This window comes from Brevibacillus sp. IT-7CA2, from assembly GCF_949767855.1.
Taxonomy (GTDB): Bacteria; Bacillota; Bacilli; order Brevibacillales; family Brevibacillaceae; genus Brevibacillus.
Genome location: NZ_CATKQT010000044.1, coordinates 125451 through 144258, shown reverse-complemented (window position 1 = coordinate 144258; position 18808 = coordinate 125451). Strand labels below are relative to the sequence as shown.

General features: G+C 45.1%; 22 protein-coding genes. 6 read left to right on the top strand and 16 right to left on the bottom strand.

Annotation, left to right across the window (positions count from 1 at the left end):
• Positions 1-59: 59 nt before the first annotated feature.
• The 5 genes from ACM6JA_RS20345 to ACM6JA_RS20325 all read right to left on the bottom strand — a co-directional run bounded on the left by ACM6JA_RS20345 (position 60) and on the right by ACM6JA_RS20325 (position 4202).
• Complete coding sequence (locus ACM6JA_RS20345; protein WP_414853786.1) at positions 60-350, bottom strand: hypothetical protein; 291 nt, start codon at positions 348-350, stop codon at positions 60-62.
• Entirely contained in the window at positions 347-649 is a 303-nt protein-coding gene (locus ACM6JA_RS20340; protein ID WP_007723913.1) for a DUF2089 family protein, read from the bottom strand. The genes ACM6JA_RS20345 and ACM6JA_RS20340 overlap by 4 nt, the downstream gene beginning before the upstream one ends.
• 134 nt (positions 650-783) lie before the next feature.
• A complete protein-coding gene (locus ACM6JA_RS20335; RefSeq protein ID WP_414853785.1) occupies positions 784-1260 on the bottom strand; it encodes a DUF1579 family protein in 477 nt (158 codons plus the stop codon).
• 166 nt (positions 1261-1426) lie between these two features.
• A complete protein-coding gene (locus ACM6JA_RS20330) occupies positions 1427-3391 on the bottom strand; it encodes a M6 family metalloprotease domain-containing protein (RefSeq protein WP_414853784.1) in 1965 nt (654 codons plus the stop codon).
• 430 nt (positions 3392-3821) lie between these two features.
• On the bottom strand, positions 3822-4202 hold the full coding sequence (locus ACM6JA_RS20325) for a winged helix-turn-helix transcriptional regulator (RefSeq protein ID WP_414853783.1): 381 nt from the start codon (positions 4200-4202) through the stop codon (positions 3822-3824).
• A gap of 246 nt (positions 4203-4448) precedes the next feature.
• Between ACM6JA_RS20325 and ACM6JA_RS20320 the strand changes: the two genes are divergently transcribed.
• Together ACM6JA_RS20320 and ACM6JA_RS20315 are read left to right on the top strand one after the other, a co-directional pair.
• Positions 4449-5111, top strand: coding sequence for an NAD(P)H-dependent oxidoreductase (locus ACM6JA_RS20320; protein ID WP_414853782.1), 663 nt, complete (start codon positions 4449-4451; stop codon positions 5109-5111).
• 193 nt (positions 5112-5304) lie between these two features.
• The gene (locus tag ACM6JA_RS20315; protein WP_414853781.1) at positions 5305-5742 is read left to right on the top strand and encodes a hypothetical protein; all 438 of its coding nucleotides are present in this window, start codon (positions 5305-5307) and stop codon (positions 5740-5742) included.
• A gap of 94 nt (positions 5743-5836) precedes the next feature.
• On the opposite strand, the gene ACM6JA_RS20310 is transcribed toward ACM6JA_RS20315, so the two are convergent.
• A complete protein-coding gene (locus ACM6JA_RS20310) occupies positions 5837-7039 on the bottom strand; it encodes a hypothetical protein (protein WP_414853780.1) in 1203 nt (400 codons plus the stop codon).
• 175 nt (positions 7040-7214) lie between these two features.
• On the opposite strand from ACM6JA_RS20310, the gene ACM6JA_RS20305 reads away from it, so the two are divergent.
• Complete coding sequence (locus tag ACM6JA_RS20305) at positions 7215-7625, top strand: hypothetical protein (RefSeq protein WP_414853779.1); 411 nt, start codon at positions 7215-7217, stop codon at positions 7623-7625.
• Positions 7626-7826: 201 nt separating this feature from the next.
• Positions 7827-8459: a hypothetical protein gene (locus ACM6JA_RS20300; protein ID WP_414853778.1), complete on the top strand. Its 633-nt coding sequence runs from the start codon at positions 7827-7829 to the stop codon at positions 8457-8459.
• A 55-nt stretch (positions 8460-8514) separates the two neighbouring features.
• Here ACM6JA_RS20300 and ACM6JA_RS20295 read toward each other — a convergent pair whose 3' ends face one another.
• Positions 8515-9297, bottom strand: coding sequence for a hypothetical protein (locus ACM6JA_RS20295; protein ID WP_414853777.1), 783 nt, complete (start codon positions 9295-9297; stop codon positions 8515-8517).
• Positions 9298-9455: 158 nt separating this feature from the next.
• On the opposite strand from ACM6JA_RS20295, the gene ACM6JA_RS20290 reads away from it, so the two are divergent.
• The gene (locus tag ACM6JA_RS20290) at positions 9456-10313 is read left to right on the top strand and encodes an SDR family NAD(P)-dependent oxidoreductase (RefSeq protein ID WP_414853776.1); all 858 of its coding nucleotides are present in this window, start codon (positions 9456-9458) and stop codon (positions 10311-10313) included.
• 63 nt (positions 10314-10376) lie between these two features.
• On the opposite strand, the gene ACM6JA_RS20285 is transcribed toward ACM6JA_RS20290, so the two are convergent.
• Positions 10377-10886 carry a DUF2165 family protein gene (locus ACM6JA_RS20285; protein WP_414853775.1) on the bottom strand — a complete coding sequence of 170 codons (510 nt, stop codon included), beginning with the start codon at positions 10884-10886 and terminating at the stop codon, positions 10377-10379.
• A gap of 258 nt (positions 10887-11144) precedes the next feature.
• On the opposite strand from ACM6JA_RS20285, the gene ACM6JA_RS20280 reads away from it, so the two are divergent.
• Positions 11145-12608: a PLP-dependent aminotransferase family protein gene (locus tag ACM6JA_RS20280; RefSeq protein WP_414853774.1), complete on the top strand. Its 1464-nt coding sequence runs from the start codon at positions 11145-11147 to the stop codon at positions 12606-12608.
• A gap of 66 nt (positions 12609-12674) precedes the next feature.
• On the opposite strand, the gene ACM6JA_RS20275 is transcribed toward ACM6JA_RS20280, so the two are convergent.
• The 8 genes from ACM6JA_RS20275 to ACM6JA_RS20240 form a co-directional block, all read right to left on the bottom strand.
• Positions 12675-12950, bottom strand: coding sequence for a hypothetical protein (locus ACM6JA_RS20275; RefSeq protein WP_414853773.1), 276 nt, complete (start codon positions 12948-12950; stop codon positions 12675-12677).
• Between the two features lie 63 nt (positions 12951-13013).
• Positions 13014-13970, bottom strand: a complete 957-nt coding sequence (locus tag ACM6JA_RS20270; RefSeq protein WP_007723939.1) for a carbon-nitrogen hydrolase family protein — start codon at positions 13968-13970, stop codon at positions 13014-13016.
• Between the two features lie 68 nt (positions 13971-14038).
• The gene (locus tag ACM6JA_RS20265) at positions 14039-14611 is read right to left on the bottom strand and encodes an SCO family protein (RefSeq protein ID WP_414853772.1); all 573 of its coding nucleotides are present in this window, start codon (positions 14609-14611) and stop codon (positions 14039-14041) included.
• A 15-nt stretch (positions 14612-14626) separates the two neighbouring features.
• Positions 14627-14953 carry a c-type cytochrome gene (locus ACM6JA_RS20260; protein ID WP_414853771.1) on the bottom strand — a complete coding sequence of 109 codons (327 nt, stop codon included), beginning with the start codon at positions 14951-14953 and terminating at the stop codon, positions 14627-14629.
• Positions 14954-14990: 37 nt separating this feature from the next.
• Complete coding sequence (gene cyoE / locus ACM6JA_RS20255) at positions 14991-15857, bottom strand: heme o synthase (RefSeq protein ID WP_414853770.1); 867 nt, start codon at positions 15855-15857, stop codon at positions 14991-14993.
• Positions 15858-15884: 27 nt separating this feature from the next.
• A complete protein-coding gene (gene cyoD, locus ACM6JA_RS20250) occupies positions 15885-16217 on the bottom strand; it encodes a cytochrome o ubiquinol oxidase subunit IV (RefSeq protein ID WP_007723955.1) in 333 nt (110 codons plus the stop codon).
• Complete coding sequence (cyoC, locus tag ACM6JA_RS20245; RefSeq protein WP_007723957.1) at positions 16218-16814, bottom strand: cytochrome o ubiquinol oxidase subunit III; 597 nt, start codon at positions 16812-16814, stop codon at positions 16218-16220. It abuts the gene before it with no gap.
• Entirely contained in the window at positions 16814-18787 is a 1974-nt protein-coding gene (locus tag ACM6JA_RS20240; protein WP_414853769.1) for a cbb3-type cytochrome c oxidase subunit I, read from the bottom strand. The genes cyoC and ACM6JA_RS20240 overlap by 1 nt, the downstream gene beginning before the upstream one ends.
• Between the last annotated feature and the right edge of the window lie 21 nt (positions 18788-18808).

Below are 18808 nucleotides of genomic sequence, written 5' to 3'. Positions count from 1 at the left end.
CCCCACTACAGCTACTATTATCAAAACAAAAAACCACCCTGCTCAGGTGGTTCCAGTCACTACAAATCAAGCAGCTCCATTCTCTCCATCTCTTTCTTCCTCTTCGCCTTCATCGCTCTCCTGCCTTTCGACCAAGCCAATGATAGAATCGCGATCCCACCAACTGCTACCAAGATCAACGTCAGTTCACTGCCATCTTTAAATAAACCAGTGGCATAACCGTAGACCAAATACGCAAGAAAGATGCCTGGGAAGATTGCCCCCCAATAAGCGTGATTCAGTCTGCCAAGTAAATTTTGTATCCCCACAATACCGAGCCCAACCAAAAATTGAATCATCCCCGTACTCATCTGCTTTCATCTCTTTCTTGTTTGTATTTTTCAATAATGAGCTTGGCTACCTCCAAACTCATCCGTTCGTCAATGACCAGGTTTTTGATCATTTGCACGAACTCTACTTCCGCTTCCTTGCTATGTAATTCGATCTTTTTAATGATTCGGTCGAGCTTGGCCCTCACCGTTGGGTACGATACACCGTACTCATCAGCCATCCCCTTGAGAGAGCCCGAACTGATAATAAACTTCCTGATAAATTCGAGGGTCTCCTTGTCCAGAGCTAACACCCAAGATGGAATTTCGTCGCGTTCCATGAATCGCCTCGCCTCCTGTCTTTAATTATATTAATTAAAACTTTAATTTTATTCAAGTATTTTTTGATAAAATGAAAATTAACCATAAAAAAGGAGCATCCTCCCCTGATGCTCCCTCTCTGGTCCTCATCCTTCTACTCAACCTTCGTTAATCGAATATCCATCCAATGTGCCCAACTCTCATCATTGCCCAGCAATTCCCAAGTGCCAGTGAGCGTGTTGCCATCAACACTAAACTTACCGGTAAAACGTTCGGTTTTCCCTGTGATCGTCCAATCTCTGCCCAATAAATTCGCATAGTAGGAAGCCATGCTTCCATAATTGTCATAAGCGTGCGTGAAGTACATTTGACTAGTCGCATCATAGCCGATGATCTCAATGGTCTTGACTTCTTTATCCCCCATCAGGCCATCTACATGGTGAATAAGAAAATATCCCCCAGGCAGCCATTCGTAGGTATCAGTTGCTTTCAACTTCGCGGCTGGCCCAGCAGGACTTTCCATAATCAGTCCGTCTGTCGCCCATTTCCCCACAAAAATGTTCAGACGAGAAAGAGCCGGTTCAGGCTCGGGTACCTCTTGAGAAATAGGATTGACATGTTCATTCATCATTCGGAATCCCTCCTTATCGGGCAGTGAATTACTGTTAATTCTAGAGCTTTCATGGATGGCATGTTTCTTATGGATTGCTATTTTACTAACCCCGAGCGAATAAAAAGGTTATCAAATGCCGAACGAAACTCTCAGCAGATGATAACCTTTTTGGGTAGCGTATTATTTATTGCCCAAATACATTGATTTCAGCCGCACTTGTCCATGGGTTATTGTTTACCTCGCTTAAGGCACGCAGTTTCATATAGCGACCTGTCTTGGCTGCAAAGCTGACTTCTTTCAACGTGGTATCATTTGCAAAGGTACCTGTGGCTACAGCTGTTCCCCAATTCACTCCATCACTACTGACGTAGAACTCATAATTCTTGATCGTTCCGTTCACTTGACCATCTTGTCTTGGCAGGTAACTGAATTTGGAAAGGCTATACGTTGCACCCAAGTCAATTTGAATCTCGTGCGGCATTGGAGCTACGGGGCTCCATTTCGTGTGCCAAAACGTGCTGTTGTTTCCATCAAAGGCTTTCGGGGCTTCATTGTACAATTCATCGCTGTCTACATATTTTAGCGTCCAATTCGTTTTCGGAATCAGACTGGCTTCTCCTGCTGTGACTGCCACATTCATGGCAGAATTACTTGTGCTTGTCGTCGTAATCGTTACTCCCGATTTTTCTCCAGTGTAGGTATTACTGTTTGGATTGGTGTCTGGACTAAAGGAGGCAGCATGATTATTATTCGTGTAATAGAATGGGTCTTGGTATTCGCTCACGGATTGCTCTATGTCAATGAAAGGATGAGGATCATTCGTGTCATTACTCATGGATTCATCAATGTGCCAAACCGCGATGCCTCCAGAAACTGTTTGCAAGCTAGCATCATATCCAACTTTTTCGCGATTCTCAACTAAAAAATACGTATTATCCTTTAAAGGAACCTTTAAAACATTATAATTATTCGGGATGGCTTGTAGCGTAAAATTGTTAGCGGCATTTACTACAGTTGGTGTTACAAATCCTAATTTTCCTTTTGACCAGGCATCCATATGAGTGGGTGTAGTTCCAGGATCTTCCCCTTGGAGATTATTCCAGGTTCCATTTGCCATTAAACTTAGACCACCCACACGATTATTAGCACCATAGAGATCTGGAAGGCCCAAGGAATGACCCAATTCATGAGCAGTGATACCCATCGTTGCCATATGACCAAATTGTTTTTCACCCTGCGTCGTATACATACCTGATACTGTAACACCATCATGATTTGTGTTGGGAGCATACCACTGATGTGCCCAAATATTTGGCGCTGTACCACCACTAGCCTCTTCATTACCAGCAAGAACAGTTACAATGTAGAAGCCATCTTTGGAGTCGATGACTTGATCATTATTGGTATCAAAACTAGCAAAGTTCACCTCAGGATCAGCTTTATCCAGTGCATCTGTTATAACCGTCCTAATGTCTTTTCCCGATGTATCCGGATGAGCGTAATCTAATCTTACTTTCACAACTCCATCATTTTGCGTACCATATATTTCGGATGCTGGAGTGATCTGTGCTTTTCCATTACTCACTTCATTATAGTAATGCTTTACTGACTTTTGATTTGCAGAAAAGAATTTGTTGCTCCAATCGTTGGCGCTATATGCGATATCAACATCTGTAAACCCAATTAGCAAAACAAGCAATTTTGGGGTTCCTGAAACTGGCGTGACACTTCCGTCAATATTTTCTGGTAATTCCGAAAATTCTTGTTGTAGCTCATTCATGAACTCCTGTTTTTTATTCGCTTGAGGATCGTACTCATTTATCCATTTCATCAGATTTTTCTCATTTACCGCTTCTGAAGGCTTTTCGTCAATTTTATATTTTATCCCCGTCGATTTCAGATCATCTGATGTAAGTTCAGCGTAATTCCAATATCCCTCCTGATCTTGTAAAAGTACATCGCCATCCTTTGTGCTTGCCCAATGGAACCATTCATCTCCATGCATCACAGCTTGAAACGATTCTCCTGACGGTTGCTTCATTTTGACAACTCCATCGTATGCGGGTGCGGCAAAAACATCCGTTTGAAAGTACAAAACACAAATCAAAGAAAAAACAGACGTGAACAGGTATTTAAAACTTTTTTGCATAAACTTTCCTCCCGTTTTAGAAGTTGTTATCCTGTGGGAATGGTTTCCTCTATAGATTCATGAAGATCGCCCCCCTTTCTTTGGCATGCGGAAAATTCTGTTGATAACTGCACCAGATTCATACATAGGATGAATCGACAGATCATCTATACAGAACCACCAGAATACCCTTACCTACAATATTGGAAATTCTTGGTAACATGTTAACTTTTTCTATAAATTGGGGACTTTCTTATCATTAACCAATAAAACGGAATGGAGGAAGGTCACATGTGGAGTCGTCTGGATTGTTTTTTCTGCTGCTGGTGAGAGCTTCACTGCCCTTGATTGGTCGTTTCACAGTCGTTCCCTCCCTTTTGTCCTATGTAATAGTCGGAAAAACCACAGGGAGGTTACAAAATAAAAAAACCACCCTTTCAGGTGGCGGTTTTCATGACCCGTGAGCAGTAGATAGAGACTCTTCTGGTGCCGCTGTTTGAAAATGTGCTCCCCATTCTCGCAAATACTCAATGACAGGTCCCAAGCCTTTCCCTAGCTCGGTCAACTCGTACTCTACCTTTGGCGGAACGACAGGATACACTTCACGTTTGACGATTCCTGCTTCCTCCAACTCCCGCAATTGCTCTGCCAGCATTTTATGATTCACACCGGTTATATTTTTCTTTAACTCTCCGTACCTTTTTTTCCCTTTGAGTAGCTGACAAATGATCGATACCTTCCATCTTCCCGCAAAAACCGAGACGGCAAGCTCGATCGGGCAAGGATATTCTTTTCCATTTAATAGGTACATCATCGATGGCAGCTTCTTCATCCCACTCACTTCCCTTTTCGTAAGTATTAACCGAAAAAGTGCGTACTTACTTTTCTTTAGTGTATTCGGTATGCTCAGTTTTGTAAAACACTTTTAAAGGAGGGAGCTCATGGAAAAGTAAGTGCGGGTAGGCCCAGTCGACATCGCTTACGCAGTGGAGGGAAACGGTCCCGCTCTGCTATTGATCCACGCCAGCCCATTTTCTATCAACGGTTTCATAAACTTATTCGAAAGTAGGATGACATCATGCGTAAAGATCAAATCATAGAAGCTTATCAATTCAGACATGCCTGCAAAGAGTTTGATGCAGCTAAAAAAATTACGAATGAAGACTTTGATTTTATTATGGAGACTGCTCGCCTGTCTCCTAGCTCCTTTGGCTTTGAACCATGGAACTTCCTCGTGCTGCAAGATCCAGCTCTTAGAGAAAAGCTGTTACCCGTCACATGGGGGGCGCAAAAACAACTGCCGACCGCAAGCCATTTTGTCATCGTACTGGCGCGGACCAAACAAGAAATGGCCGCTGATTCCGAATATATCCAACATATCATGAAAGACACGCAGGACTTGCCGGAAAACGTCGTACAACATAAAGGCACTGCCTACGATAACTTCCTGAAAAACGATTTCGCCCTGTTTGACGACGAGCGAGTCATGTTCCAATGGGCATCCAGACAGACCTACATCGCACTTGGCAATATGATGACGTCTGCTGCGATGATCGGCATTGATTCCTGCCCCATTGAAGGCTTTGCAAAAGAAAAGGTCGAGGATATCCTAGCAGCGGAGGGACTCCTCGACAGAGAGCGTTTCGGCGTCGCCTGCATGGTGGCTTTTGGCTACCGGAAAAATGAGCCCCGTGCGAAAACGAGACAAGCGAAGGAAGAGATTATTCGTTTTATCGGATAAAACCAGCGATTGGCTGCACGTAAAAAGCATTCGTATCCCGAATGCTTTTTGTCGGTTTATATTAAATTTCAGTGAGTCTTCCTAATCAACAAATGTGAAAGATTAGTGAACAAAATTAGCACATATTTACAATTATCCAAATAATTGATATGTTGTACTTGTCCCAAATTTTACATACTCAGGAGGAATTTACATGAAGAAGTTTGCTACTACTGGTCTACTTGCCCTAACACTCGTATTAAGTACATCTGCATCCGCATTTGCTGCCGTATACCCTGATAATGAGCCAAACAACACCAGAGACACAGCAAATGTTTTTCATGTAGCTGACGGAAACCAAATTAACGGTAAACTGGATAGAAATAACGGAGACCAGCAAGATTACTTCAAGTTTACTCCTACCGTAAATCAAAAAGTCCGTTTTCAAATCGCCTACTCCAAAGCTAATAGTCAGGAATTCACACTAGTGTTAAACAGTAACTACAATTACGCTACAACTCGGACAAAGGACTATTTCGATGTTGATTTAGTAGCTGGAAGAGAATACAACATCAGAGTTGAAGGCGTATCTTATGATTTGGACAACAACAACTTCAAATATTCCGTATATACTTACGTGTTACCAAACTAATAAAAATGACAAAGTCGCCAGAAATGGCGACTTTGTTTTTTATACATACAAACAGCCATCGTACAAGCGACAGCTGTCAGCTTGATCCTATTTCTTATTCCGTATACTGAAAGCCTACGATACGACCTGCTTCATCCACGGAGATCGTGATTCCCTTGCCTTTGGCTGGACGGAACGTCACGTCTGCTGTCACAAAGCCATGATCGTAGTCTTCGAAAATAGCACCGCCACCGCCCTGCTCAACCTTTGCCTCTACTTTATACTGGCTTGCTTGATCGCCCACCAGCTGTTTCAGGAAAGTAGCTGCTTTCTCTTTTGCCACCTTCTCGGCAGGGAGCTTTTTCGACACCCAATCTGGATTTTGTATCATTACTTTGCTCAATTCGTTTGTACGGGTATCCATGATAACGAAAGCTTCTGCCCGAGGAGTCGGACTGTACACCCGTTTTTGTGCTTCAAGCATTTTCAGGAGTTGCCAGTTACCTTCTACGCCGTAATCATCATAATCGGAAAACTGTGCAGTGTCTGGGAAAAGCTTCGTCACCTCGGCTACTACCTTTTCCACCTCATAGGAAAACTTGCTCTGCTCCACACCCGCCGGAATGCTCACTTCGAATGTTTTCTCATCAAAAACAGGTTGGAAATCCACCTTGTCTACGGTGTACGAAAATGCTTGTGCTTGATTGTGGGTGAAGGTGCGCTTGAGCAGCAGCCCTGTCTCTTTGTCGATCCACAGGTCATCCTGGTAATGGTGAGGCTTGCCATTGATTTTCGCCTCTTCTTTTTTGACCACGTGATACACGGCTCGATTCAACAGTTGTGCTTCCTTCACAGTGATCGCCACCTTCGAATCTGGCAACGCTACTTTCAAGCGCTGTAGCTCTCGCTTCGTCTTGTTGATTTCATTATCGTATGTGCCAATCGTTGCGGAGTGGACAAATCCTCTGCCGCCTTCTTGATACGCCGCCACCTGTCCTGCCTTCCCAACGGCATGCTGAACCCTTTTCCCGTCTGAGATTTCCTCTCTCCATTCTCCTTTGATCGTGTTATCCCATGTTTTTGCCTTTTGGGTCTCGGTGCCCTGCTTCGCTTTCGATGTGTGCGTGGATTCGATGTACATGGAGACAGGCTGTTTTTTGTCCATTTCTTTGACGAGCTGATCAAAAGTGATCGCTTGCGCTTTATTCGCCGCGACTACCATGTTGGTTTGTGTTTGTGCTTGTGCGATCCCGAATGGGGATACCGCTGAGAGAAGGAGTGCTGCCATGCTAACGGTAACAAGTGCTTGCTTTTTCATGTCGGTTCATCCTTTCGACTCGTTGATTGCTGTTCACTTGTTACGATCCTCCTCATGCACAGCTTGTGACACAAATTCCTGAAAAATATGTTTTTCAAATTCCTGTCACGTTTTTCTCCCCAGCAGGATCATCCCTTTTAGCAAAATCGAATCGGACAAGCTCTTCGAGGCTGGCTTGGACTTCAAGGAACAGATTCGGAAAAATAATCATTCGCTGTTTCTCTCTATCGTTAGGATCGTTACCTTTTATTTGTCAGACTATCAAAAGACATTTCGCTTTTCCCTAGCAGATGGGTTGATCGAATCCCCATGCGATCCACTCGATTGTGATGTGGAACTGTCATCTGAGGCCCTCCATTATTGCTTCACCCATTTGTGGGGATGGAGTACACTGCGTATCAATGGCAGACTGCAAGCACCTAAAAGTCGGAATGCCCGTTTCAAGCGCTTTGTCATGCTCGGGCATGTTGCACAGCTGAACAATTTCGGTATTTATATGGGTTGGAACGGGGCGTTTGTCCGTTTTGCGGTAAATTATTTGGGAGAGAAGATTCGCAACCGCTATATTACGACACACCATATCTGAAAATAGGAAAATACACCCATTTTAGCATGGTGTGAATGGGTGTATTTTGTCCTAGTACCCTTGATCCTGTAGAAGAGAAAGTTAATTGTTCGAATATTCACAATTAACCTCTTATATTTCCATTATTATACACCCCATGATAGAATCGGAAAGGAAATTCCGTACATTTCCAATTATGTATAAAAAGGTGGATCTATTCAGATGAAAAAACTAGTATCCGTAGCTTTGCTGCTCTCCATGTTGGCTATCACTGCTTGTTCGAACAAACCAGCTGATACAAAGCCTGCTGAGCAAAATGCAGCACAAACCACAGAAACCGCTAAAACAACTGAAGCTCCAAAAACAGATTCTGCTGCAACAACAAACGACAAGCTGGAAGCGAAAAAGGTTCTGAACGACAAAGTGGAAATCTTGATTCCAAAAGGCTTTACTGTCATGTCCGAAGAGATGGCAAAAGCAAAATACCCGATGGAAAATCGTCCTTCCTTGATTTATACCGATGAAAAAGGTTCCATTAACATTGCATTTAGTCATACAGAAACACCTATTCAAGACAGCCTTCTCAAAGACATGAAGGATCCGATGAAACAAGCGTTCTCCAACATGTACCAAGATGCAACCTGGTATCGCGATGAAGTAATCCAAATCAACGGGAAAAACGTTGGTGTGTTCGAACTGCTGACTCCTGCTGCTGATACGAAAATTTACAACCTCATTTTCTTTACAGAGCTCGACGGCAAAATGCTGATGACTACTTTCAATTGCACCGAGGCACAAATGGAAGAGTGGAAGCCGCTCGCACAAGAAATTTTGATGTCTTATAAAGTGCAATAAGGAAACAACGATTCCCCCTCATAAAGAGTAAAAGCACCCGCCAATGGGTGCTTTTTTAGCTTTTTCTTTTTGCTGCATCCAACTCTTTCTTCCAACGAAGCAGGGTCTCCCGAGAAGGATACGGATTGGGAAACTGCAATGCTTGCTCGATGGATTGAAAAGCTTGAGCATGCATTCCTGCTTTTCTTTGCGCGTCCCCCAGGTAGTACCAATACCTCGCCGCATCACTCTCTTCAAGAACAGACTCATAGTAGGCAACCATCTTCTGAAAATAATAGGGATAGACATCGTCTGCGATTACCAGATTTCCTGCGTCCCACCTATACACCTCTACTTGAAACGCTTTTCCGCTATCATGTAGCCACAGCGCAAGCTCAGCGTTGCCATCCATTCCATTAACCCCCGGCATGTCTTCCACCTCTACCCTGCTTGCTCGTGTCTCCTGATGGAGCATGTGCATAAATCCATTCGCCGACCACTGCAAAATATCTATGTTCGACCATACCCCGCCTATTTGCCACCCAATCAATAAGCTATTCATTTGGGCATCGACAATGGGAGCAGCCAATAATTCGGAAACCGTATAGCCTTGTCCTTTGAAATTACCGATTGGATGCCAGCGATTGTCATCCTGCTTGGCGACCATGACGTACATTTCGCCCTGGTTGCGATAAACACAGGCTATTTCCTGATGATTATCTCCATCGAGATCAGCGACGATAACGGCAGGTTGATCGTGCGGCTTTGGCATGACCACTAGTTCTGCCGTAGGAGGTATCAAGCTCTTTATGACGCTCCAATGCTGCGTTCCGATTCCCTTCATATTGGTCTCACCCATCTTTCCAGTCTCACCAAAATATATGCTTCTTTTTTCACCACATGCTCACAGGATCATCGGTTGCGCTCAACCACAAATAAAAATAGACATTTAATCAATTTGTCTATTATAATCTAAACATCAATTCCTAGTGTTTGAGTTTTTTGGAGGAGGATGTCATGAAGCAGTTTGAAAACAAAGTAGCGGTCATTACCGGAGCGGCCAGCGGTATCGGTCGCGCATTGGCAATGCGCTGTGCTGAGGAGCAAATGAAGGTTGTTCTTGCCGATGTAGAAGTAGCGGCGCTCCAACGAGTAGAGCAGGAGTTACAGGCAGCAGGAGCAACTGTCCTCGCCGTCGTAACGGACGTAAGTAAAGAAAAAGATATCCAGATGCTTGCACAAAAAACGCTAGACTCGTTCGGTGCTGTCCATCTATTGTTCAACAATGCAGGGGTTGGCGGAGGCTCGACAATCTGGCAAAGCACCCTTGCTGATTGGCAATGGGTCATGAATGTGAACTTGTGGGGTGCCATTCACGCTACACAAATTTTCGTACCCATGATGTTAAAACAAGGGACTGAATGCCACATCGTGAACACCGCCTCTCTCGCTGGCCTAGAGTCCGGACCAGGGAATAGCATTTATCGTGTAAGCAAGCATGCGCTAGTTAGTCTGTCGGAAACCCTCTACCACGAATTGAAAATGATCCAATCTAAAATCGGTGTTTCCGTTTTATGCCCCGGCTTTGTTCAAACGCAAATATGTGACGCCCATCGCAATCGTCCAGCCGAGTACAGCAAACCAGGAGATATCGTGGAGCCATCACCGATGACCACCGCCATCGACCAGTTCATTCGTTCAGGTGTCGAGCAAGGAATTTCTCCGAAAGAAGTAGCTGATCACACCTTCCTGGCGATCAAGAGCAATCGCTTTTACATTCTGCCAGATCCCTCGTATAAAGAAACTGTGCGTCAGCGAATGGAAGATATTTTGAACCAGCATAACCCGACGTTCGTGATTCCCTCGCATATTTAACTCCGAACGAAAAATGCAATTCAAATAAAAAAGCCACGCTCTCAAAGGAACGTGGCTCTACTACTACATATCTGTTAATTCTCGATCTCGCAAGGAAACCAAAATCACGAATCCAATCATCACCTCTGTAATGTTAAATGCTACCTGCTGACCATTCCATACTTGTGATTGCCACATGGCGAACCACTCTGCGCCCACAATCGCAAATCCGAAAAACCAGATGCAAAAAGCAACCATGTAAGCGATATATGCGAATGTTTTAGAGTTATTGAACGTTTTTGCATCCTTCTTTACATTACGCAGCATATTTCCTGCCGCGATCCAACCAAAAAGTGAGAATAGCCCTTCCGCAATGATGATTCCGATATAAGCAATGGTGTGAGCAGTAGGATCAGTAATCGCTCGCCACATAAGTGCGTTACCCTCAAAAGTGGTATCCATGGACAGAACATGTTGGACAAATTGATAATTGGAATGGTAGTCCATAAGATTCCCTAAGAAAATGGATGTTCCAAATGCTGCGGATAATGCTAAAACCAAAACCTTCAAATACCGTAGCGTCAAATTACTCAATGATCACGCCTCTTTTCCCATATACTGTCATTACTCATTCTTGATCGGATTGACACACCCTTTCTCTTTGCAAGAAAAATCTATCTATTTTTATCACGAGTATTCATCACCACTGGATGGAAACCTAATCATACTCATTCGGAAATGGAACCATCATGATTCTTTTATCCATCCATGTTCAACAGTTTGGAACGACTTTGTCACATGTATTTTTCTTAACAATGTTATGATGAAATGGATTCCCCCATATAACAAACAATGAATATGTGCAAGGTTGTGATTATCATTTGGAAGCCTGATCGGTCGAGCAGTCAAACTCTATACCACCAAATAGCCGATGAGATTGAACGCAGAATTTCATATGGAGAGTTCCCCCCTGGGAGCCTGCTCCCTTCTGAGAGAAAACTGGCTGAGCAATTAAGAGTAAACCGAAGCACTGTTATTTTAGCGTACGAGGAACTTCGGGCATTAGGCATCATCGAGAGCAGAACAGGAAGCGGTACTCGTGTAAGTAAAAATAAATGGGAGGCAACTCCGAAGCATACACCCAACTGGCATCGATATGTAGAAGGTGGTCAATTCCTCCCGAATTTGTCTTATCTGCGGCGGATTAGAGAAGCCTTGCAAAAAGACAGCAGTCTCATCGATTTTGCGAGTGGGGAGTTGTCTTCTCAACTCTCACCAGGTAAGGAAATCAGTACCCTGATGAAGGAAAACCCCTTCACGGAATATCTCGGATACGACAATCCGCAAGGCTTTACACCATTGCGCGAAGAGCTGGTCTCGTATTTGTCACGATACCGGAATGTGCAGACAACGGACTCTTCCATTCTGATCACGTCGGGTTCTCAACAATCTCTTTATTTGATCACCCAATGTCTGCTTGCACCCGGCGATGCAGTTGCCATCGAAGATCCCTCTTATTCTTACTCGTTGCCTATGTTTCAATCTGCTGGACTTCGCCTGTTCCGCCTTCCCGTCGGCCATAACGGAATTGATCCAGAAGATATTCGAGCCTTGTATAAAAAACATCGGATCAAGATGATCTTTATCAATCCCACTTTTCAAAACCCTACAGGAATTTGTCTTGATCCCACTCGGCGCACGCAGCTGTTGGATGTAGCAAGCGAACTCGGTCTGCCGATTGTAGAGGACGATCCTTTCAGTCTGACTTCCTATGACGGCAAGCCTCCACTGCCACTCAAATCATTGGATCAACTTGGCTCCGTTGTCTACATTGGTTCCTTTTCCAAAATTGCTGCATCCGGTTTACGAGTCGGTTGGATGGTGGCGCCTCATTCCGTTATCGAACGTCTGGCAGATGCCCGCCAGCAGATGGATTTTGGCCTGAGCGTGGTACCACAAAAAATCGCGGCCCAGTTTTTGCATTCCGATAACTTCCTGCCACATTTAGAGCGGTTACGTATGCATTTACAGTACAGAAGAGATTTGCTTGTGGAGGCACTGCAAAAAGAGTTGCCCAATGAGCTTTCGTTCACCATTCCCCAAGGCGGATTACACTTGTGGTGTAAAATTAACCCTGATGTGAACGACAACCAATTGTTTGAAGAAGCCGTTCGCAGAGGCGTCGTTTTTGTACCTGGCAGTGTGTATGGTTCAGACTCCGGCTACATTCGATTTACCTTTGCACGACCAAAAGAAGAGGAAATTACGCTTGGTGTCTCTAAATTTGCGGATGCGTTGAAGGCTGTTTTGTCATAGTTGTCGGTCAACGATTGTGGTCGGGGGAAGTCCTGTGACAGGACTTTCGTACAGCTTTTGTTTCTTTCAAGCTTTTAGAGCATTTTTGCAGGTCAAGACAGGAAGCTTTGATTCAACTTTTTTACTACTTGGATTTACCTTAAAGGAATATTTGCCAAAGCTACGCAGGAAGAAGCGCATTTCCAGTCCAAGCGCCTCTGGAGCCCATCCCAGCACCGGAATAAATGGTGGGGAATTTGCTTCACTTATGGAATACTTCTTCGAAACTTCTACGTTTGAAGCGCTCCCGCTATTTGTTCCGAAGCGTAGACTGGAAATGCGCTTCTTCCCCCACCACAGCAACTAATAAAAGACCTCCACCGCTTTTATCAAGCAATGGAGGTCTTCTGTATTTTACAAACGGACTTACTTCATCCACTTCACATTCTCTTTTTTCTCTTCATTCACCAACAACGTAAAAACATCCGGGCGCGAGTAATGTCCAACCACATCAAAATCGAATTGGCTATAAGCGATATCGCGAATGTCTAGATCAGCGTAGAGAATCTCTTCCCGACCAAAAACAGGCTCGACGATATAGTCACCCAATGGCCCCACAATCGCACTTCCACCTCTGCTCATCTCGTCTGGAGAAGAAGCCAGATCGTCGTAGCAAGCCAAATCAGTCGGATACATATCTTTTGTTACGTACTGATTGCTCGATAAGACGAAGCATCTGCCTTCCAATGCGATATGGCGGATGGTAGATTGCCATGCATCTCTCGCATCAGCTGTTGGTGCGATGTAGATTTGAACGCCTTTTGCATACATGGCTGCTCGCGCTAACGGCATATAATTCTCCCAACAAATCAGGGCCCCGATCTTACCGTATGGAGTATCAAATACCGGCAAAGTACTTCCGTCCCCTTCTCCCCAAATCAATCGTTCGGATGCAGTCGGCTTCAGCTTGCGATGCACGCCGAGCAACTCACCATCTGGTCCGAAAAATAAGACGGAACAATATAAGGTGCCACCGCTATTTTCATTGTCCCTCTCGATCACACCAATGACGAGATACACGCCAGCCTTGCGCGCTGCCTCCCCGAGCTTGTCTGTCTCTTCACTCGGGACCACAATCGAATTGTCCCAATAACGAAACCAGTCTTTACGCCCCTCAGGGGAACGACTGCCTACTTTTGTCCCAAAAGTAAGGCCTCTCGGATACGCAGGGATAAAAGCTTCGGGAAAAACAACGATTTTCGCTCCTTTTTCGCCTGCTTCCAATGTCAGTGAAACCGCCTTTTCCGTACTTCCATCACGATCCATTATGACCGAAGCAGCTTGAACAACTGCTACTCGTACGTTATGTTGCTGAATTGACATGTTACATCCCCTCCCAAATAGAGAATCTGTCTTACTTTCCTATTATTCGGCGTACCCGACTGGCTCCCCTACTCCTGCAACGCTTTCATATCCTCGATAATTTGATTGTAAGGCACGTCCGTCATTCCTTCATAACGGTTAACCACTGTTCCCTTTTGATCGACCAAGTATAAAAACGTGTCGTGGATGATTTGATCGGAATTAGGGTCCTTTTCTATTGGAGTCTTGAATGACTTGAGAATAAACGTTTTGATCTCATCAAATCCATACCCAGTCAATGCATGCCAATTGGAGAAGTCAGCATTGAATTTACCCAAATATGACTTCAATGCCTCTGGCGTATCTCTTTCTGGATCAACCGAGAAAGAAACAAACTCCGCATCAACGCCAGCTTCTTTTGCTTTTTTCTGCAATTCAGCCATGTTTGCTGTCATCGTAGGACAAACGGTTCCACAATACGTAAAGACAAAGTTAGCAACCCATACCTTATTTTCCAGGTCTTTCGATGAAAAAGGCTTCCCTTCCTGGTCCGTATAAGCAAATTCATTAACCGGATAGTTGTAATCATATCTTGCTGGACCACACGCAGTTACCAGAACCATCAGGATACTGAGCATGATCAACCAAGCTGTTTTTTTCATTGTACCGCCCCTCTCCTATTCTTTTTTCTCAGAGAGCCACTTCGCTAACTGGCCGATTTCTTCTGCGCTGAGTACATTTTCATAACCAGGCATGCCATTTGCGCCGACCGTAATTATTTCAACGAGTTTTTCCTCCGTCATTTTCGAGCCAACTTGCTGCAAGCCTGGACCCACCCTACCGGATAAATCGTTACCGTGGCAGCTCATGCAATTATTTTTGTATAGCTTCATCGCACTTTTATCTGCATCTGCAACTTCTGATTGCTCTTCCGTTGCGCCATTGCTGCATGCAGTTGCAACCAAGATCAGTGAACCAATCATGAGATACTTGATGGCTTTCACAGAAACCCCCTACCTTTCCTACGGGAATAACGGTACCTTACAAAAAGGGACGGCCTGCTGTATCCACTACCATGCAAACAAAAACAATCATCAAATAATTAATCGAGAGGAAAAAGTTTGTCTTCGCCCATTTTTCCGTGTTCTCCGACACAATCCCGATCATCGTATGTCCCATCCATACCATTCCGAATAGGAAGGAAACAGCGAAAAAGACAATCCCTACATAACCAAGTAAGTACATAATCGTTACAGTTGGCAACAATAGCACCACGTACGGAATCATTTGGAACTTGGTTCGCTTGATTCCCTTCACTACCGGGAGGAGAGGAAATCCCGCCGTTCTATACTCTTCTACACGCCTAATCGCAAGTGACCAGAAGTGAGCAGGCTGCCACAAAAACAGCAAAGCGAACAAAAGCCACGCCCCTGCGTCTATCTCATTCGTGTAGGCACAATACCCCATCACAGGCGGCATTGCTCCCGAAACGCCACCAATGGACGTGCTCCAGGTTGACGTTCGTTTGAGCCACATGGTGTAAACGACTACGTATACGAACATCCCGAACAATCCGAGCCAACCTACTAGCGCATTGACTTTATAAAATAGCACGAGCTCTCCCGCAAGACCGAGAACCAGGGCGTACAGCAGTACGCCCCCAGGTTTCAGTCGTCCGCAAGCAAGTGGCCGGTCTTTCGTACGGGTCATTTTTTGGTCAAGCTGCCAGTCCCAAATGTTATTTAACACGCAGGACGAAGCCATTGTGAGTGTGGTCCCGATCATCAGCCATAACAAGAGCATCCAATCCGGCTCCCACTTACTCGCTACCCAATACCCACCGAATGCTGCTACCAGATTAAGTTGAAGAATGCGGGGCTTGGTGAGCTGTATCCAATCTGCTAGCATCTCCTACCCCCGATTGAATTGACGTCATTATAGTGCGACCATGTTGTACATCATGATCCAGATGGAGCCGATCACGATGAGGAATACGATAAACAGTCCGAGTAAGAGCGACATCAAGTTGTAGCGTGGTTTATCCTCTTCTTTCAGATGCATGAAGAAGAATAACTGGACAATAAACTGGAACAGAGCCGCTACTAAATAGATGATGAGTCGCTTATCACTATCCAACCAACCGTTCTCTAGGGCCAGAATTGGGATGATCGTCAATACAAGCGACAAGACGAAACCGATCACATACGATTTCAAGGAACCATGACCGCCGTGTTGTTCTGTCGTGCCATGCACAGATTGCTTGCTCAATTAATTCACCCCCATCACATACACGATGGTGAAGACGAAAATCCAAACAACATCAAGGAAATGCCAGAACAAGCTGATGATGTTTACTTTTCGTTTCGTTACGGGTGTAATGCCGTGCTTCGCGATTTGCATGATGACGATGATCATCCACCCTAATCCGAGCGCCACGTGCAATCCATGCGTTCCTACCAAGGTGTAAAAAGCAGTCAGGAATGCACTCGTGCTAATCGTAGCCCCTTCGCCTACCAGATGTATGAACTCATTGATTTCCAGGAACAAGAAGGATGCTCCTAAAAATATGGTAACTCCTAGCCAGTTCATCAATGCAAGACGATTACCCTTATTCATAGCGAGAATCGCAAGACCGCTCGTAAAGCTACTGGTCAGCAAAATAAACGTACTCGCGTAAATACCATTCATCTGAAACAGATCTTTTGGACCTGGACCACCATCCGTGCTCCCTTGCAGTACGATATAAGTCGCAAACAAGGTAGCGAACAAGATAACATCCGTCATGAGGTAGATCCAAAAGGCAAACGTGCGTAATTCCTCTTGGTCTGGATGATGATCATGGTGTCCAGCATTCACATTAGCCATTACGTAATCACCCTCCCTGCTTCCGCCTCTGTACGTTTAATCTCTTCCACCGTGACGTAATAGTCCGTGTCGTAGTTAAACGAGTGAACAACCATACAACCAATCACACCGATAAATCCTGGTACAGCCATCCATAGCCAGTCAAAAATCAAACCGAATCCGACAAAGAACCAGAACATGGACATTACAATCGGAATACCGGAGTTTTTCGGCATATGAATCGGTTCCAGCTCTACTTTCGCCGGCTTTTCCAAGCCTTGCTCGATACGCAGCTTTCTTTCATGCCAATCATCTTGAGACGTTACCTGCGGCATTACGGCAAAGTTATAGAACGGAGCTGGAGAAGGAATCGACCACTCCAACGTACGAGCATTCCATGGGTCTCCTGTTGTATCTCTCTTCATATGTTTGATGCTGTATGCAATGTCCCAAATTTGGACAAGGAATGCAGCACCCATGATTACGGCACCAATCGTCGATACAAGGTTCATTTCGAACCAGCCTTTGTCCCAGCCGTACGTGTAAAGACGACGTGTCATACCCATCAAGCCCAATGCGTATTGCGGCATGAAGCACAGGTAGAACCCGATGTTCCACAGCCAGAAAGCCCAACGGCCAATACGCTCATTCAGCTTGAAGCCGAAAATCTTCGGCCACCAGTAGTACAAGCCTGCGAAGAATCCAAATACGACACCCGCAATGATCACTTGGTGGAAGTGTGCAACGAGGAAGTAGCTGTTGTGATACTGGAAGTCAGCAGGTGCCACGGACAGAAGTACACCCGTCATCCCACCGATGACGAAGTTCGGGATAATCCCGACCATCCACAGCATCGGCGTTTCAAACGTAATTTTTCCTCGGAACATCGTAAACAGCCAGTTAAACACTTTCACACCCGTTGGAATCGCAATCAACATCGTCGTGACCGCGAAGAAGGCATTGACGTCCGCACCGGAGCCCATTGTGAAGAAATGGTGCGCCCATACAAGGAACGAGAGAACGCTGATGATGATCATGGCGAACACCATGGATTTGTAACCAAACAGCTTTTTCCGTGAGAACGTCGCAACGATCTCCGAGAAAATCCCGAACGCTGGCAAAACGATAATGTAAACTTCCGGGTGACCCCACATCCAAATCAGGTTGATGTACATCATCGGATTACCGCCGCCATCCAAGGTGAAGAAGTGTCCCCCCAAATAGCGGTCGATAAACAGCAGTGCCAATGTAACAGTCAAGATTGGGAATGCGAAAACGATTGCGATACAACTCGACAAAACTGACCAGGAAAACATCGGCATTTTCATCAACGTCATACCTGGAGCACGTACTTTCAAGATCGTCACAATAAAGTTAATCCCGGTCATCAAACTACCTATACCTGAGATCTGAATCCCCCAAATGTAGAAATCCTGACCTGGTCCCGGGTTAAAGGCTAACTCCGAATACGGCGGATAAGCCAGCCATCCTGCATCCGGGGAACCCCCAATGACGAAGGACAAGTTAAACAGCATCGCCCCTGAGAAAAACAACCAGAAGCTGAGCGCATTCAGGAACGGAAAGGCTACGTCACGTGCACCGAGTTGCAGTGGCACGATGACATTGAACAAACCAAACATAAGCGGCATCGCCATAAACAGAATCATGATAACGCCATGCGTCGTAAAAATCTGGTTGTAGTGATCCCCACTCAAAAACTGCATCTCAGGCATGACGAGCTGAGCCCGCATTAGGAGAGCATCTACCCCTCCTCGAAACAGCATGAGAACGGAAGCGAGAATGTACATGATACCGATCTTCTTGTGATCGACAGTTGTCAGCCATTCGCGCCAGAGCCATCCCCATTTTTTAAAGTAAGTCAGCACTGATACGATTGCGATCATACTGAGCACAATGCTGACGTCCGCACCGTAAATAAGTGGATCGCCTGTTACGAAAAATTCAGAGGCGAATTCTTTCACACTCTCCCACATCGTTGTCTCTCTCCTCCCTCT